The 16046-nt window shown below is 65.1% G+C and carries 15 protein-coding genes; 9 read left to right on the top strand and 6 right to left on the bottom strand.

Annotated features, from left to right (window positions below):
* Nucleotides 1–3: 3 nt before the first annotated feature.
* Nucleotides 4–1884, bottom strand: a complete 1881-nt coding sequence (locus CMN27_RS06390) for a DUF3413 domain-containing protein (protein WP_293624939.1) — start codon at nucleotides 1882–1884, stop codon at nucleotides 4–6.
* A gap of 212 nt (nucleotides 1885–2096) precedes the next feature.
* Between CMN27_RS06390 and CMN27_RS06385 the strand changes: the two genes are divergently transcribed.
* Entirely contained in the window at nucleotides 2097–2783 is a 687-nt protein-coding gene (locus CMN27_RS06385; RefSeq protein WP_293624937.1) for a TIGR00153 family protein, read from the top strand.
* 39 nt (nucleotides 2784–2822) lie between these two features.
* The gene (locus tag CMN27_RS06380; protein ID WP_293624935.1) at nucleotides 2823–4088 is read left to right on the top strand and encodes an inorganic phosphate transporter; all 1266 of its coding nucleotides are present in this window, start codon (nucleotides 2823–2825) and stop codon (nucleotides 4086–4088) included.
* A gap of 39 nt (nucleotides 4089–4127) precedes the next feature.
* Here the strand turns inward: CMN27_RS06380 and CMN27_RS06375 are convergent, their stop codons facing one another.
* Together CMN27_RS06375 and CMN27_RS06370 are read right to left on the bottom strand one after the other, a co-directional pair.
* Nucleotides 4128–5090: an alpha/beta fold hydrolase gene (locus tag CMN27_RS06375; RefSeq protein WP_293624933.1), complete on the bottom strand. Its 963-nt coding sequence runs from the start codon at nucleotides 5088–5090 to the stop codon at nucleotides 4128–4130.
* Nucleotides 5090–6121, bottom strand: coding sequence for a YihY/virulence factor BrkB family protein (locus CMN27_RS06370; RefSeq protein WP_293624931.1), 1032 nt, complete (start codon nucleotides 6119–6121; stop codon nucleotides 5090–5092). The genes CMN27_RS06375 and CMN27_RS06370 overlap by 1 nt, the downstream gene beginning before the upstream one ends.
* A 150-nt stretch (nucleotides 6122–6271) precedes the next feature.
* Here CMN27_RS06370 and CMN27_RS06365 point away from each other — a divergent pair, with 150 nt between their 5' ends.
* On the top strand, nucleotides 6272–6721 hold the full coding sequence (locus CMN27_RS06365; protein ID WP_293624991.1) for a YbaN family protein: 450 nt from the start codon (nucleotides 6272–6274) through the stop codon (nucleotides 6719–6721).
* Here the strand turns inward: CMN27_RS06365 and CMN27_RS06360 are convergent.
* On the bottom strand, nucleotides 6654–7643 hold the full coding sequence (locus tag CMN27_RS06360) for a hypothetical protein (protein ID WP_293624930.1): 990 nt from the start codon (nucleotides 7641–7643) through the stop codon (nucleotides 6654–6656). The two genes, CMN27_RS06365 and CMN27_RS06360, sit on opposite strands and share 68 nt — an antisense overlap.
* 165 nt (nucleotides 7644–7808) lie before the next feature.
* On the opposite strand from CMN27_RS06360, the gene CMN27_RS06355 reads away from it, so the two are divergent.
* The 3 genes from CMN27_RS06355 (at nucleotide 7809) to CMN27_RS06345 (ending at nucleotide 11616) form a co-directional block, all read left to right on the top strand.
* Nucleotides 7809–8114, top strand: a complete 306-nt coding sequence (locus CMN27_RS06355; protein ID WP_293624928.1) for a carboxymuconolactone decarboxylase family protein — start codon at nucleotides 7809–7811, stop codon at nucleotides 8112–8114.
* Between the two features lie 234 nt (nucleotides 8115–8348).
* Nucleotides 8349–10157, top strand: a complete 1809-nt coding sequence (locus tag CMN27_RS06350) for a chloride channel protein (RefSeq protein WP_293624927.1) — start codon at nucleotides 8349–8351, stop codon at nucleotides 10155–10157.
* A 139-nt stretch (nucleotides 10158–10296) separates the two neighbouring features.
* Nucleotides 10297–11616, top strand: coding sequence for an NCS2 family permease (locus CMN27_RS06345; RefSeq protein WP_366515413.1), 1320 nt, complete (start codon nucleotides 10297–10299; stop codon nucleotides 11614–11616).
* On the opposite strand, the gene CMN27_RS06340 is transcribed toward CMN27_RS06345, so the two are convergent.
* Nucleotides 11590–12396: an alpha/beta fold hydrolase gene (locus CMN27_RS06340; RefSeq protein ID WP_293624923.1), complete on the bottom strand. Its 807-nt coding sequence runs from the start codon at nucleotides 12394–12396 to the stop codon at nucleotides 11590–11592. The two genes, CMN27_RS06345 and CMN27_RS06340, sit on opposite strands and share 27 nt — an antisense overlap.
* On the opposite strand from CMN27_RS06340, the gene CMN27_RS06335 reads away from it, so the two are divergent.
* Entirely contained in the window at nucleotides 12391–12747 is a 357-nt protein-coding gene (locus tag CMN27_RS06335; RefSeq protein WP_293624921.1) for a MerR family transcriptional regulator, read from the top strand. The two genes, CMN27_RS06340 and CMN27_RS06335, sit on opposite strands and share 6 nt — an antisense overlap.
* On the opposite strand, the gene CMN27_RS06330 is transcribed toward CMN27_RS06335, so the two are convergent.
* Nucleotides 12744–13859: an AI-2E family transporter gene (locus tag CMN27_RS06330; RefSeq protein ID WP_293624919.1), complete on the bottom strand. Its 1116-nt coding sequence runs from the start codon at nucleotides 13857–13859 to the stop codon at nucleotides 12744–12746. The two genes, CMN27_RS06335 and CMN27_RS06330, sit on opposite strands and share 4 nt — an antisense overlap.
* A 216-nt stretch (nucleotides 13860–14075) precedes the next feature.
* Here CMN27_RS06330 and CMN27_RS06325 point away from each other — a divergent pair, with 216 nt between their 5' ends.
* Nucleotides 14076–14792: a c-type cytochrome gene (locus tag CMN27_RS06325; protein WP_293624918.1), complete on the top strand. Its 717-nt coding sequence runs from the start codon at nucleotides 14076–14078 to the stop codon at nucleotides 14790–14792.
* Between the two features lie 5 nt (nucleotides 14793–14797).
* The gene (locus tag CMN27_RS06320) at nucleotides 14798–16003 is read left to right on the top strand and encodes a cytochrome c (protein ID WP_293624917.1); all 1206 of its coding nucleotides are present in this window, start codon (nucleotides 14798–14800) and stop codon (nucleotides 16001–16003) included.
* The last annotated feature ends 43 nt before the right edge of the window (nucleotides 16004–16046 follow it).

The raw sequence follows: 16046 nt of genomic DNA, 5'->3' as shown, positions 1-16046 counted from the left end.
CAGCTAATCCGTATCCCGAAACCGGGTCATCTGTTCCAGCGTGGCCTGAATGGCGGCCGGTGAGGGGCCGTCTTCGCGGGGGCGGTAGTCGCGGTCGAGCGCTTCGGGGCGGCCGATGGCCGGGAAGTCGATGAAGCCGTTTTCGGTCATCGCTGCATGGCCGCGGTACTGGGCCATGATCATCGGCAGGCGCTCGGCCGGTTCGAACAGGTCGTGGCCGGTGCTGGTGGCGTCGTAGGCGTTGGTTACGCCCAAGGCGTGCTCAAGCAGCGTGGGGGCGACATCGAGGCTGCTGGTCAGGTATTCGGTCCGGGTGCCGGGCTCGGTGCGGCCGGGCCAGTGCACGATCATCGGCACCTGCGTCTGGTAGCGGCTGTAGTCGCCGTTGTGGCCCCAGTAGTTCAGGCCCAGGTCGTTGAACTCCTGGCCGTGATCGCCGGTGATGACGACGATGGTGTCGTCCATCAGGCCCTTCGCTTCCAGCGTATCCAGCGTTTTGCCGACGAGGCCGTCCACGAAGTGCACGGAGTTGCGATACAAGTTGTGCAGGCCGGTGGGGTCGGTGTCTTCATCCAGCGATAGGTAGTTGACGCTGTCCCAGCTGGGCTGGAACGGGCGCGGGGCGTCGTCCGGCAGATCGTAGGCGTGCGGCGAGTCGTAGAACACCATGCCGAAGAAGGGTTGTTCGGCGTTCGGATCGCGTTTTTGCAGGTAGTCGATGAAGTCGCGGTTGGCGTCGATATCCCGCGTGGGCGAGTCGTTGCCTTCGGATTCCATACGCAGCTGCTTCATGCCGGAGAAGATGGTGCGATGAAATTCGGGCGAGGACAGCGGCGCGCTGCGAAAGATGCCGAAGTCGTAGCCCAGATCGAGCATACGGCTGACCAGCACCGGCCGGGTGTTCGTTTGCAGCATGCTGTGCCAGTAGGTGCCGGGAATGCCGTAGAAGAGCGTGAACATGCCAATACGCGTGGCGTTGCCGCCGCTGTAGTGGTTCATGAAGCGCTGATTGTTCGCCGCGAAACGCGCCATATGCGGCGATACCTGTTCGTTCATGGCATCGAAACGCCAGGAGTCGATGACGATGAACACGATGTTCTTCGGCTGGCCCGGCTTGGTGGTTTGCAGCGGCACCCGCGGGTAGTCGATGGAGCCATCGAGGGCGGTATCGCCGCCCCAGCTGGCCTCGGCCACGTCGAAGCCGCGTTCTTCGAGAAAATCCTTGGCGGTGAGCGGCTCGTAGCCTGGCAGCAGGCGCGTCTGGCGCGTCACGTTGCCGTCGCCCATGGCATCGGCATAGGCATGAAACAGGTTGGTGGCCAGCAGCAGTGCCACGCATGCCGTGGCCACGCCGTAGCCGAAGCGGCGCTCGCGGGTGGCCGCGACCAGCCGCCATACCGCCCAGCCCACGCCCCAGAGCGCGACGGCCACGCCCAGGCCGATGAGGGCGACCTGGATCTTCATCGCCAGCGAGAATTCAAAGGTTTCTTCCGAGGCGCCGGAGAAGAACAGCGACACCAGCGCGCCGTTCAGATGAAACCGGTATTGCTGGAATACCAGCGTATCCACCAGCAGCAGGCAGGTGAGCACCACCCCCACCGCCCAGGCCAGCGGCACGATGAGGTGCCGATAGGGCAACAGCAGGGCGAGCAGCATGACCGGCAACAGGCCGATGAGCGCGACCGACAGGAAATGTGCAAAGAACATCGCCACGCCGAAGCTGCGGGCCACCCCGCCGCTGGCCAGATCACCCACATCGAGATAGCGCAGGGCCACCAGCGACAGCACGAGGGTATAGGCAATCATGAGCCAGCCGAGCCAGCGCAATAGCGCGCCGCGCCCGGCGCCGGATGGAACGGGGTTGAGCATCGGGTACGAGTTCATCTGCAAAGTCGTGGAAGGATATCGGACATATATCAGCGCAAACGTTCCGCGCTACGACGTTATAAAGCGCAGGACATAAGGCCTCAGGACGTCGCGGGGCCGGTCGCCGCAAGCGCTCGTGGCGCGACGATGATGACGCAGGTCACCGGCGCCTGTCTTACGACTGACATACTGTGCGCCGAGCATGAACCGTCGCCGCATCCGGAGCCCGTATGGATCCCACCAAGAACAGCCCGTTTCCCAGCCTGTTCGGCAAGTCGCCGTTCGGGGCGCTGACCGAGCATATGCGCCAGGTGGAAAAAGGCTCATCGCTGCTGATGGAATTCATCGAGCGGAGCCAGGCCGGAGACTGGGACGCGGCCGAGGCGCTGCATCAGCAGATCAACGACTGCGAGCACGAGGCCGACGATCTCAAGGATCGTATCCGGCTCAACCTGCCGAGCACGCTGTTCATGCCGATCTCGCGCGCCGACCTGCTGGTGCTGGTCGAAGCGCAGGACAAGATCGTCAACAAGATCAAGGATATATCCGGCCTGATGACGGGTCGGCGCATGCAGTTCCCGGATGCGCTTCAGGCGCCCATTCGGGCCTATCTGGAAACCACGCATGCCAGCGTGGCGCAGGCGCGCAAGGTGCTCGAGGAACTGGGCGAACTGCTGGACTCGGGCTTCGGGCGCAGCGTGGGCGAGCTCATCGCCGACATGGTCGCCGAGCTGGGCCGGCTGGAAAACACCTCGGACGAGCAGCAGGTGGCCATCCGTCGCCAGCTGCTGCCGCTGGAAAGCGAACTGCCGCCGTTGGAGATGATGTTCATCTACCGGGTGATCGATGCGATCGGCTCGGTGGCGGATCGCGCCGAGCGCGCCGGCTCGCGCCTGCAGATTCTTGCCACCCGCTAAACACTTTCGGGCCCACGCCCTCGTTACAAGGATCGCCTGATGTCGATCATCGCCCAGAACGCCGAATTATTCCTGATTCTGGCGTGCGTTTTCGGTTTCTTCATGGCGTGGGGCATCGGCGCGAACGATGTGGCCAATGCCATGGGCACGTCGGTCGGCTCGGGGGCGATCACCATCACCCAGGCGGTGATCATTGCCGGCATCTTCGAGTTTTTAGGCGCGTGGCTGGCGGGTGGCGAAGTCACCCAGACCATCAGCGGCGGGCTGATCCGGCCGGAGGTATTCGCCGATACGCCGCAACTACTGGTCTACGGCATGCTCGCGGCGCTGCTCGGTGCGGGCTGTTTCCTGCTGCTGACATCCACCCTGGGCATGCCGGTATCCACCGGTCAGTCGATCGTGGGCGGTATTCTCGGCTTCGCCCTGGTCTCGGTGGGTACGGAGCCGGTGAACTGGGCAGAAATCGGCAAAATCGTGGCCAGCTGGATCGCCTCGCCGATCATCGCCGGCACGCTGGCCTTCCTGCTGTTCGAGTCGATACGCCGGCTGGTACTCAACCACGACAACCCGGCCGAGGGCGCGCGCCGCTATATCCCGTTCTATGTGTTTCTGGCCGGCTTCGTGATCTGTCTGGTCACGCTGGTGAAGGGCTTGAGCCATGTGGGCCTGGAACTGTCGACGCCGATGAGCATTCTCGGCGCGGTGGTGCTGGGCATCGGTGCGGCGGTAATCAGCCGGCTGTTGCTCAACCGCGTACAGCTGCTCGACACGCACCAGCGCTCTGATCGTTATCGCAACGTGGAGCGGGTGTTCGGCTTCGCCCAGGTGTTCACGGCCGCCACCATGGCGTTCGCGCACGGCTCCAACGACGTGGCCAATGCTGTCGGCCCGGTCGCGGCCATCATCAACGTGCTGAACAATCCGGGCCAGATCGGCGGCGAATCGGAGCTGGCCAGCTGGGTGCTGGTGCTCGGCGGCGTGGGCATCGTGTTCGGGCTGGCGACCTACGGCCACCGCGTAATTCGCACCATTGGCGCCAAGATCACCTCGCTCACCCCCACCCGCGGGTTTTCGGCGGAGCTTGCCGCGGCCACCACGGTCGTGCTGGCCACCTGGTTCGGTATTCCGGTATCCACCACCCAGACCCTGGTCGGTGGCGTGCTCGGCGTGGGCCTGGCCCGCGGCATTCGCGCGCTGGACCTGAGCGTCCTCGGCCGCGTATTCCTTGGCTGGCTGCTCACCCTGCCCGGCGCGGCGCTGTTCACCGCGGTGTTCTATTTCATCCTGCGTGCCGTGTTCGGCTAGGCAAGCGGCACGTCTTCGGGCGCTAGCGACAGGCCCGGGTCAGTCCGTGGCCAGCGGGCTGGCCAGAAACGCGCTCACACGATCGAACAGCTGGGGCGCACGACGCTCCAGCAACAAAAAATGGGTGCCGCGGCCGATTTCGTCGTACTGCTTGTAGGCGCTGCCCAGCCGGTCGTAGAGGCCCAGCCCATCTTCGCGAATCGCGGTGGCGTCCTGGCTGGCCCGAATCACCAGCGTGGGCACGTCGATATCGCCGGCTTCATAGCGGGCGCGGCCGTTGAAGGCTTCCCACAGGTCCACGAGAACGCCGTTGGGCGCGCGTACATAATCGGCCGGTTCGTCGCGCAGCATCTGCTCGTACCAGCGATCGAGAATCGCCGGGTCACGCCAACTGTCCGGATCCTCGACGGTGATTTCCGCATCCCAGCGTTCGCGGGCCTGCTCGATGTTTTCCGTGCGGTAGGCGCCCAGCGGGCGAAGGCGGTGGGGGTTGTCGCGATCCTCCAGGGCGTTGATGCGATCAAGCCGCTCGCAGCTGTAGACGGGGGCGAACAACACGAGTCGGTTGATGGTGCCCGGGCGGCTGGCGGCATACATGCCGGTGGTCATCGTGCCCCATGACCAGCCCACCAGGTCCACGGTCTCCAGGCCGGTGCGCTCGCGAATGGTGGCGATGGCATCGGCAATATCGGCCACCGCGCTTTCTGCCCGTGCAAACGGCGGATTGTCCTGGGCGGGTGCATCCAGCACCGGGCTGCGGGTGGAGGCGCCGTAGCCGCGTACGTCCAGCGCATAGGCGCTATAGCCGTCGGCTACGGCATGCTCGAGCCAGCTGCTGGTAGGCACGTCGAACATCACCCCAGGATAGGTCGCACCGTGCACGAACAGCACGGCCTTGGCCGGGGCATCGCTGGCGGGCGCATCCGCCCGCTTTTCGCGCAGATGGATACGCTCGTCGGGCGCCTCGGAACTGGCAATGAACAGATCTTCGCAGCGTGTCATCAGCCCGGCCCCGGTTTCTTGTCTTCAAAATCGATATCGTCGGCGCGCTTGGCGATATTGTCGGCCACGAAAGCGCCGCGCTCGCCCATCGGCTTGCCGCCGGAAGTGGTGGTGTCGTGCGCGGTCTGAAACTCCAGCTGGGCGTTGAGCTCGCCGCCCATGAGCATGATCAGCACGGTGATATACATCCAGGTGAGCACCACCACCACGGCCCCGAGCGAGCCGTAGGTGGCCGAATAGGTGTTGGAAAACGATACATACACCGAGAACGCGAGCGAACCGAGAATCCAGAACACGGTCACGATGGCCGCGCCGATGAATACCCAGCGCCATTTCGGCGGGCGACGACTGGGCGCATAGCGATACAGCCCGGCGATGCCGGTCATGAGCACCAGCGCCGCGCCGCCCAGACCCAGACCACGGCCGACCGCCACCATCCAGTCGCCAAACCCCAGGGCGGCGAACAGCAGCGGCACGCCGGCGGCCATGATCGCGACCGCGCTCAGCCCCAGTACGATGGCAAAGGTCAGCGCTAGCGAGACAGCGATCTTGACGAAGAAATTACGGGTTTCGCGCTCGGCATAGACCACGTTGAGCGCGATCATCAGCGCCGTGGTGCCCTTGCGTGCGCTCCACAGCGCCAGGCCCAGGGTGAAGAACGCGGCCAGCCCGAGCGAGGCCTGCGGCTTGGCGGCGATCTGCGTCATCTGGCCGGTGACCGTGGCGATCACATCCGGCGGCACCACCTCATCGAGCTGGTTGAGCTGCTCGACCACGCCGGCCGGGTCCAGAAACAGTCCGTAGATGGCCACGAACGCGGCAATACCAGGAAAGATCGCCAGCAGCCCGTAGAACGAGACCCCGGCGGCGATGATCGACAGATTATTGTCGTTGAAGGCGTGATAGACGCGCATGGCCACGTCGCGCCAGCCCTTGAAGGGAATATCCACGGGCGTGGACGCACGCCGGCCACGCCCGTCGGCGGGCGGTTGCTCCTGCGACGAAAGCTGCTCGGCATTATGACGGTGCACCATGTTCTCCCTGACCTCGATACCTGCCAAACACGAACGACGCGACCCGGACCGGCCCTGCGTCAGCATGACAGCGCCGATACACGCGGCGTAGCATCGCGCCATGCCTCGCCCCAGCCGCTACTCTAACCCAACGCTGCCGTGGTCACGATGCTTGAGCGCATGACGCTCAAGCAGTATCTGCTGGTCGCCGCGGCCGCGCTGCTGTTCGTACTCGGCCTGCTCGGGGTGTTCCTGCCGCTGCTGCCCACCACGCCGTTCATGCTCGCCGCCGTGGCGCTGGCCTCCCGCGGCTCGCCGCGCTTCGCGGCCTGGATACGGGCCAACCGCTATGCCGGGCCGGCCATCGTCAACTGGGAACGCGAACGAGCGCTCACGCTGCGTACCAAGCTCACCGCCCTGGCGATGATTGCCGCCAGCGTGGCCATCGTCTGGTGGCATATCGATTACCGGCCGTTGGCGATCGGCGTCACCCTGGGGCTGGCCTGTGTCGCCACCTTTCTGGCCACGCGGCCGACGCCCCGGCCGCAGGCTAGTCGAAGCGCAGGCTCTCGAGCATCGCCTGAATCCGGTCGCGATAACGGCCCGGAGCACCGCTGACCGTCGCGGTGACCTGATACTGGCGCTGCTCGCCGATGCGATACAGCCAGTGGGACACCGTATCGCCCATTTCACTCTGCGTGCTGTAGTGCAGCGCCTCGTAATCGCCGACCCGGCGGGTGTCGGCGCTGGGGGCGCCGTCGGCACGCACCGCTTCGGCGTATTCGGCCAGGGTCGCAATACCGGGCCGATGATCGCGAATGACGGTGAGCACAAAACCGTCGCTGATCTCGCTGGCGGCGGCATTGTCCGGGCCCAGCACCTTGAACGACACGCTGTCGGCGCCGTCACGTGATACCTGCGCGCCCTTCGGCCGTTCGATGGAAAAACCCAGCTCGGGGTTGCGATAGCGGGCCTCGGCATCGGTTTCTTCCGGGTCGGCCGCTGCCGCCGATACCGGCACGAAGCTCGACAGAATGGTATCGCTGACCGCCTCGGAGGCGCCGTCGACCACCATCACGGCGGCGCGCTCATCGGCCAGCGCGATCGCCTTGACCGCGCGTTGTGCGCCCGGCTCCTCCTGTACGAGCACCACGCTGCCGTCGGTATTGCGGGTTTCGCTGGCCGCACTCGGGTCGTCGAGCGCGTTCATGGCCAGCGCCCGTAGCGAACGCCCGCCCAGCGCCGTGGTGGATACGCGCAGGCTCAAACCGTGGCCCTGCAACAGCCGGGTATCGTTGTTGCCTTCTGCTTCGGCCGGCTCCAGTGCGCGCGGGTAGTCGAAGGCATAGCCGGCGCCGGCATCACGATAGTGGGCGAAGTTGTCGGAAGCGACGGGCTGCTCGGCCACGAGGCCGGACTCGCTCTGGGCCGCGGCCAGTACCACCCCGGCCGTGCATGCCAGCATCAGCAGCACGAGCGCGCCGATCCGGATGACGGGACGGTTGATCTTGCCCTGGTATCGCATGGCGTCGTTTCCCATTCGAGAGTGCCTTATCAACGACACCCGAGCGGCGCCAAGGTTTCCCCGCGAACACGACCTTGGTTGCGTTGACAGTCTCGTCGCGGCGCGCGCAGGGTCGATTGCGACGGTGCCAGAACCCAAGCAACAAGCCGGCACCGCCCCTAATCGATACCGGAGGAGAGCATGTACGACCGCAAGAATCTGGAACGCCTCGGCCAGCTCGACAGCGGCGCGCCCCAGGGCATGGACGCATTCTGGGCATTCGACAAGGCCGCCTTCGCCGAGGGCGCGATCGATGCCAAGACCAAGCAACTCATCGCCCTCGCCGTGGCCATGACCACCCAGTGCCCCTATTGCCTGGAACTGCATACCCAGGCGGCACGCGATGCCGGCGCCAGCGATGCCGAACTCAGCGAAACCGCGGTAGTGGCAGCGGCCATCCGTGCCGGCGGCGCGATCACCCATGCCACGCATATGTTCGACAAGTAGAAAAGCGCCACGAACAGGCTCGGCGGCGACCGCCATGGACGCCGCCGAGCCCGTGCACATGCCGAACACAGGCCGTGCGAGGCTTCGGATGAGGCCGCGGTTGCTGTATACTCCACACACCTCAGGACGGCCGCCAAACGGCATGCCCAGCGAAGCGGGCCACCCACGCCCGCTTCATGCGCGACACCCGTCGCCGCGGCGGCCGACTCGACGCTCAGCAAAGCAGGGATTGCATTGGCCCGGTCGCGCACTATCGAACGTTCCAGCCTCGTACTCAGCCTGCTGGCCGTGTGCGTGGGTGTGGCCGCCGGCTACGGCGCCTCGATATTCCGCGACCTGATCGCCGTATTCCACAACCTTGCCTTCTTCGGCGAGCTGTCGCGCCTCTACGACGCCAACGAACATACCGCGGCAAGCCCGTTCGGGGCCTGGATCATCATCGTGCCCATGCTGGGCTCGGTGGCGGTGACCTTTCTGGTGCAGAACTTCGCCCCCGAGGCCAAGGGCCACGGCGTACCCGAAGTCATCGACGCCATCTATTACAAGGGCGGGGTCATCCGCCCGAGTGTGGCCGGGGTGAAGGCGCTCGCCTCTTCCATTTCCATTGCCACCGGCGGCGCGGTGGGGCGGGAAGGCCCGATCATCCAGATCGGCTCGGCGCTGGGTTCGAGTATTGGCCAGGTCACGCTGTTACGGGAATGGCAGCGCAATACGCTGATCGCGGCCGGCGCGGCCGCCGGCATTGCGGCCACCTTCAACGCCCCGCTGGGCGGTCTGCTGTTCGCGATCGAAATCATCCTGCCGGAAACCTCCGGGCGTACGCTCATCCCGGTGGCCCTGGCCACGGGCGCGGCTTCGTTCGTGGGCCGGGCGCTGTTCGGCAACACACCGTCCTTCGATATTCCGGCGCTGGCCAACCAGGCGCTCGATTTGAACTCGCCGGAACTGTTCGGCGTGTATGTGGTGTTCGGCATCCTCATGGGGCTGGCCGCGCTGGTGTTCACGCGCAGCATCTATGTGTTCGAGGGGCTGTTCGAACGCATGCCGGGCAACAATTATTCGCGCCACCTCATCGGCATGGGGCTGGTGGGCGTGATGATGTATGCCTTCATGTCGCTCACCGGCGAGTACTACGTCGAGGGCGTAGGCTATGCCACGATCCAGGATATTCTGGAAAACGCGCTCACCTCGCCCTGGCTGTTGCTGCTGTTATTCGTGGGCAAGCTGCTGGCCACCTCGCTGACGCTGGGCTCGGGTGCCTCCGGCGGCGTGTTTTCGCCCGCGCTTTATCTGGGTGCGACGCTGGGCGGCGCCTTTGCGGTGGCCATGCAGCATCTCACGCCCTGGTTCGAGCTCGATGTGGCCACCATGGCCGTGCTGGGCATGGCCGCGGTGGTGGCCAGCTCCACGGGTGCGGCGCTGACCGCGATCGTGATCATCTTCGAGATGACGCGCGACTATCACGTGATCATTCCCATGATCATCGTGGTGTCGATTGCCTACTACGTCCGCCAGTTCCTGATGGCGGACACGATCTATACCTTCAAGCTCTCGCGGCGCAATCACCCGGTCCCGGCCTCGCTGGAAACCAATCTGTTCATGCTGCAGAAGGCGTCCGAGTTCGCCGACCCGCGCGTGATCCGGGTGGGCAACAACCGCGGGCTTGCGGAAATTCGCCGTCGCTTCAAGCGCTTCGGCCGCCAGGCCCCGAACGTGCTCGTGCTCGACGCCGAGCAGAAAATTCAGGCGATCTTTTCCACCCGGCGGCATTACCGGCTCACCCGACGCGCCAGGATTCGCAGCTGGGCCGACGAACATATGGAAACCGACTACATCGTCGCCGCGGCCGATGACATGGTCTTCGATATCGTCGGCCGTCTGCGCGCGGCGAAGTGCGAGGTGGCATTGATCACCCCCGACGGCCGGATGGATCACCCGCGCGAGGTCGAAGGCGTGCTCACGCTCTCGGACGTGGCCCGCAGCAGTCGTCTGGCCCGCCAGATGGAGCGGCGTCGACCACGCGGCGAAGCCGGGCAGCCCTAAGCCGGGATCGCTGGCGCCGGGCGTCCGCGCGCCACTGGGTTATAGCGCCGGGGCCAGGCCGGCATGTTTTTTGTATCATGCGCGCCCTATCAAGATATCAACGGCCCTAGGCCCCAGCGCAGGATCCGCCGTGAACGCGATTGCCCGCTATTTCGATTTCGACGCCCTCGACACGAACTGGCGCAAGGAAACCGTCGCGGGGCTGACCACGTTCCTGTCGATGGCCTATATCCTGTTCGTGAACCCGGCCGTGTTGTCGTTGGCCTCGGTTCCGGAGGCCGCGGGCCTGGGCATGCCGCGCGATGCGGTATTCACCGCCACCGCCGTGGCCGCGGCCTTCGGCTCGCTGGTGATGGGGCTGCTGGCGCGCTATCCGATCGCCCAGGCGCCGGGCATGGGCCTGAACGCCTTCTTTGCCTTCTCGGTGGTGCTCGGCATGGGCATCGAATGGCAGACCGCGCTGGCCGGCACGTTCGTCTCGGGTCTGATCTTCATGGCCCTGACCGTCTCACGGCTGCGCGAACGGGTGATCGACGCTATCCCCGACGAACTCAAGCATGCCGTGGCGGCCGGCATCGGCCTGTTCATCGCCTTCATCGGGTTGACCAATGCCGGCATCATCGTCAACGACGATGCCCTGCTGGTGGGCCTGGCCCCGCTGACCGACCCGCAGACGCTGCTAGCCATCTTCGGTTTGCTGGCCACCGTCATTCTGATGACGCTGCGCCTGACCAGCGCGATCTTTCTGGGCATGGCGCTTACGGCCGTGGTGGGCATGCTCACCGGCCTGATCGACCTGCCCGACCATATCGTCAGCCCGGTGCCGGATATCAGCCCGGTGGCCGGGGCGGCCATATCCCGCCTGCCCGACCTGTTCACGCCGCAGATGGCGGTGGTCATCGGCACCATGCTGTTCGTGGATTTCTTCGATTCGGCCGGCACCCTCATGGGCGTAGCCCGCCAGGCCGGGCTGATCGTCGACAACAAGCTGCCGCGTGCCGGCCGTGCCCTGTTCGCCGATGCGCTTGCCACCAGCGCGAGCGGGCTCATCGGCACCTCGTCGACGACGGCCTATATCGAATCGGCCTCGGGCGTGGCTGCGGGTGGGCGCAGCGGTTTCACCGCCGTGGTCGTGGGCGTGCTGTTCCTGCTGGCGCTGTTCTTTTCGCCGCTGCTGGCGGTGGTGACCCAGGCAGTAACCGCACCGGCGCTGATCGTAGTCGGCGTGCTTATGGCCGCATCGCTACGCCATATCGCCTGGGATCGCTTCGAAACGGCGGTGCCGGCGTTTCTGACCGTGCTGCTGATGCCGCTGACCTATTCCATTGCCACCGGCATCGCGCTTGGCTTCATCGTCTACCCGATCACCATGGCCGCGGCCCGCCGCCACCGCGAGATCCACCCGCTGATGCTCGCCCTTGCAGTGATTTTTCTAGGGTACTTCGTGTTCCTGCGCTGATGCCGGTTCGCGCGTATCGGCCGTCCGTTCCTGCGACGCGATCATATTCAACACCGTAGTCAGCACCACGGGCAGGCGCGTGTAGCCGTCGCGGCCGAGAAAATGCCCACCGGTCGGTTCCAGCAAAAAAGGGGCCTGCAGCCGTTCGGCCAGCGCCATACTGTGCATAAACGCCACGATCGGATCGTCGCGGGCGGATATCACCTGCTGCTGGTCGACAGCGGCGTGTATCGCTTCGAAATCGACCGGCGCTGCAACAAAGGCGTCGAGCTGCGGCAGTGCCGGCAATGGCTCGGCGAATGCCGATACCAACACCAGGCCTGCCCAGTGCGCGCCTGCCGGGTCAGCATCGATACGCCGCTGTAACGCCGCCAGCAGTGCGATCCCACCCAGACTATGGGCCACGAAATAGACCGGGCGTTGCATATCGCGGGTCAGCTGATCGAGCCGTTCGGCCCAGGCCCGGGGCTCAGGGGTGGCGGAATCAGGCAAGGCAATGCGACGGGCTTCGATTCCGCGATCGGCCAACGCGTTTTCGAGCCAGCCAAACCAGTGATCGGCCGGTGTGGCCGCATAGCCGTGAATGATGAAAACCAACGGCTCTGCCGCTCGGTCACTAGCGGCGGGCGCCGCTATCACGACGGGCGCAAAGGCGCCCAATAACAGCATGCACAGGCATTTGAACGAACGAGACATGACGACGATCCATCGTGTGATTGACGAACCGATCCTGCGGCCTGACAGTGCTGTTAAGGTCAATACCCATCGAATGCCATGCATATCGGCGAGTTCGCCAAGCGCAGCGGTATCAGCGAGCGGATGCTGCGCTATTACGAAAGCCGCGGCGTGCTCACGCCCCGGCGCAGTGACGCCGGCTACCGCCAGTACAGCGAGGCCGATCTGCAGCAGGCAACGCTCGTGCGCCAGCTCAACGAGGCCGGCCTCAAACTCGACAGCGTCGCGCTACTGCTGCCGTGCCTGGTCGACGACGCGCCGCATTTCGACCCCTGTGATCGCGTGCGCGCCACACTGGCGAACGAGTTGAGCGCGCTCGACCAAAAGCTCGACGCGCTACAACAAAGCCGTGCACGCCTCGCGCGACTGGTCGACCAGGTCAAAAACGCGGTCTAGCGCCCGAGCAGGCGTCCAACGGGGCGCAGTTCCTCGATGTGGTCGCAGGTGACCTTGCATACCACCAGCAACGGCACTGCCATGAGCATGCCGGCCACACCCCACAGCCAGCCCCAGAAGAACAGGGCAAAGAACACCATCAAGGGGCTCATCTCGAAACGCTGGCCGTGGATGGCCGGGGTGACGAAATTGCCTTCGAGCACGTTGAGCGCGAATACGGCCGCGGGGGCGGCGAGCACGTGGCCGAGCGTATCGAAGGTGGCGAATGAGGCCAGCGTGATCGCGGCCAGCGAGATCGCGGCGCCGGCATAGGGGGCGAAATTGAGTACGCCCACGAGCACGCCCCAGAGCATGGGATCGGACAGGCCGATCAGCCACAGCACCAGGGCAACGCTGGCGCCCAGCAAGATGTTGATCGCGGTGACAGTGAGCAGATAGCGGCTGATATCACTCTGCAGATGCCGCACGATACGTACCGCATTGCGCCGACTTCGCCCTGTTCGCGTCATGATCAGCAGTTTTCGGAACACGAAACCGCGCCCGCAGAGCATGAAGTAGAGCATGATCAGGGTCATGAACAGGATGCCGCCCGTCCACTGCAGGTTGGTCACGATCTGGTCGCGCAGGGTCTCGTCGTTGATGCTGATGGTCTGGCCCTGATTGGCGGCCTTGCCGATCATCTTGGTCGCGGCCTTCTTGATCTCCTCGGTGCTTTCGTTCATGTCCTGGATCTGCTGCTGCAGCTGGGACGTCTTTTCCTCGAAGGAGGTGAACGCCTCGGGCGCGTGCTTGATCCAGTATTGCGCCGGGCCCATGAGCATGTAGCAGCCGTAGGCGACGATGGCCGCGAAGCTGCCGATGAGCAGCAGGGCACTGATCCAGCGCGGGATATAGAACCGCTGCATGCGGGTAACCACCGGGCCGAGCAGCAGGTTGAAGATCAGCGCGAGCGCGACCGGTATGAAGATGAAACGCGCGAAATACAGCGTATAGAGCAGCAGGATGACCAGAATCGCGGTCATGATGAACGAGCGAATCTGGATCGGTCGTTCGAACAGGCGCATTACGTCATGTTCGCGCGGCTGCTTTTCATCTTCGTGCGTTTCGGCCATGCATACTCCTATCGGCACGCGGCGGGGTTGTTGAAGCGCGCTTGCCGACGAACCGTAAGGGGCACCCCGATTACGCGCTATCCGTATCGCTGCGTATGGCGTGCATCTTGCAGCTACCGGCGGACTTTAACGCGACACGACTTGGTCGTTACGGCATCTCGGCCGATAATGGGCCCGAATACCCTGCCGCCCTCTCGATCCAAGGATGCCGCAACCGTGCCCGCAACAAGGTTTTTTCTGATCGGCGCCCTGCTCGGCGGGCTGATATGCCTGACCACGAGCGCTGTTGCCCACGACGCGGCCCACCATGACCCCATGGCCGAGCGCCTGGAAGCCTGCACCGCCTGCCACGAATCCCAGGGTGTCGAGCTTGAAGACGGCTATGTGCCGAGAATTCATGGCAAACCGGCCGGCTATCTCTACAACCAGCTGGTGAACTATCAGGACTACCGGCGGCGCAACCGCAGCATGAACCATATGGTGGCGCATCTTTCGCACGAATATCTCTACGAGATCGCCGACTATTTCGCCGACCAGCATGCGCCCTATCCCGCGCCGGCGGCCGCGCCACAGCCTGCGCTGGCCGAGCGCGGCGAGCAGCTGGTGCGCGAGGGCGACGAACAGGCGGGCGTGCCGGCCTGTGCGGCCTGCCACGGCGAGCATCTGACCGGCGTGCAACCCAATACCCCGGGGCTGATCGGACTGCCGCGCCAGTACATCATGGCCCAGCTCGGCGCCTGGCAGGTGGGCACGCGCCATGCGGCCGCGCCCGATTGCATGGCGAAGATAACCCAGCGCCTGAACGGGCGCGATGTGGAGGCCGTGGCAGCCTGGCTGGCGGCCCAGCCGATCCCCGAGGATACCCGGCCGGTGGCAAACGCCGTGGTCGATCCGCCGCTGGAATGCGGCAGCGTTCCGGCACCGGAGTCCTGATCGTGTTGAGCAAGCGTATTTTTGTGCAGGCAGCCCTGGTCTTTGCACTCGTAGCCGGCGCGGCGAACGCGGCCGATCAGGCCACGGTCGAGCGCGGCGAGTATCTGGCCCGGCTGGGCAACTGTGCGGGCTGTCATACCGCGCCGGGCGGCGCCGACTATGCCGGCGGGCTGGCGCTGGCCAGCGATTACGGCACCTTCATCACCCCCAATATCACGCCCGACAAGGAAACCGGCATCGGCGACTGGAGCGCCGACGATTTCTACAACGCCCTGCACAACGGCGAACGCGCCGACGGCTCGCCGATGTATCCGGCCTGTCCGTACCCGAACTACACCCATGTGCCGCGTGCCGACATCGATGCCATCCATGCCTATTTGCAGAGCGTGCCGGCGGTCGAGCAACGCCATGGTCCGCATGAGCTGGGCTTTCCCTATCGCTATCGCAGCCTGCTCAACGTCTGGCAGATGCTGTATTTCGAGGCCGGCGAAATCGAAAACGACCCAGAACAGAGCCGCGACTGGAACCGCGGCCGCGAACTGGTTCAGGGGCTTGGGCATTGCGATGCCTGCCATCGCGCAAGGGCACGCCTGGGCGCGAGCAACGATGACGAAGACGCCCCGGGTGCGATGATTCACGGCTGGTATGCGCCGCCGCTGGCCGACCCGGCCCAGGCCGGCCTGCAGCATTTCGAGCTCGCCGAAGCCGCCGCCTTTTTGCAAAGCGGCAAACGCGAACATGCGGCCATGATGGGGCCGATGGCCGATGTCGTCTTCGAAAGCCTGCAGTACATGCACGACGACGACGCCCGAGCCATGGCGACTTATCTGAAATCGATTCCCGAGGTCTCGGTGGATTCGCCGCTGCGCCTGATCCGCATGAGCGACAACGGCCGGCGCCAGGCCATGGGCGAGGGTCGAAAGATCTATGCCGATCGCTGTGCCGGCTGTCACGGGGACGATGGCGAGGGCCGCGAAGGCGCGCCGGCGCTGGCCGGCAACCGGGTGGTGACCATGGATAACCCGATCAACGCCGCCAACATGATCCGCCAGGGCGGTTTTGCTGCCGCGACCGAGGGCAATCCGCGCCCGCACGGCATGCCGCCGTTCTACGATCTGGACGGGCGCGATCTGGCCGCGGTTATGACCTATATCCGGGGTAGCTGGGGCAACGATGCGGCACCGGTGACGGCCACCAACCTCGAACGCTGAGCGCGGGCGGCGTCGTCGCTTGCGTCAAACCGGGCACGGCGGC

Source organism: Salinisphaera sp., assembly GCF_002729955.1.
Classification (GTDB): Bacteria; Pseudomonadota; Gammaproteobacteria; order Nevskiales; family Salinisphaeraceae; genus Salinisphaera.
Note: the sequence above shows the minus strand (reverse complement) of the source record. Positions and strands in the feature narration are given on the sequence as shown.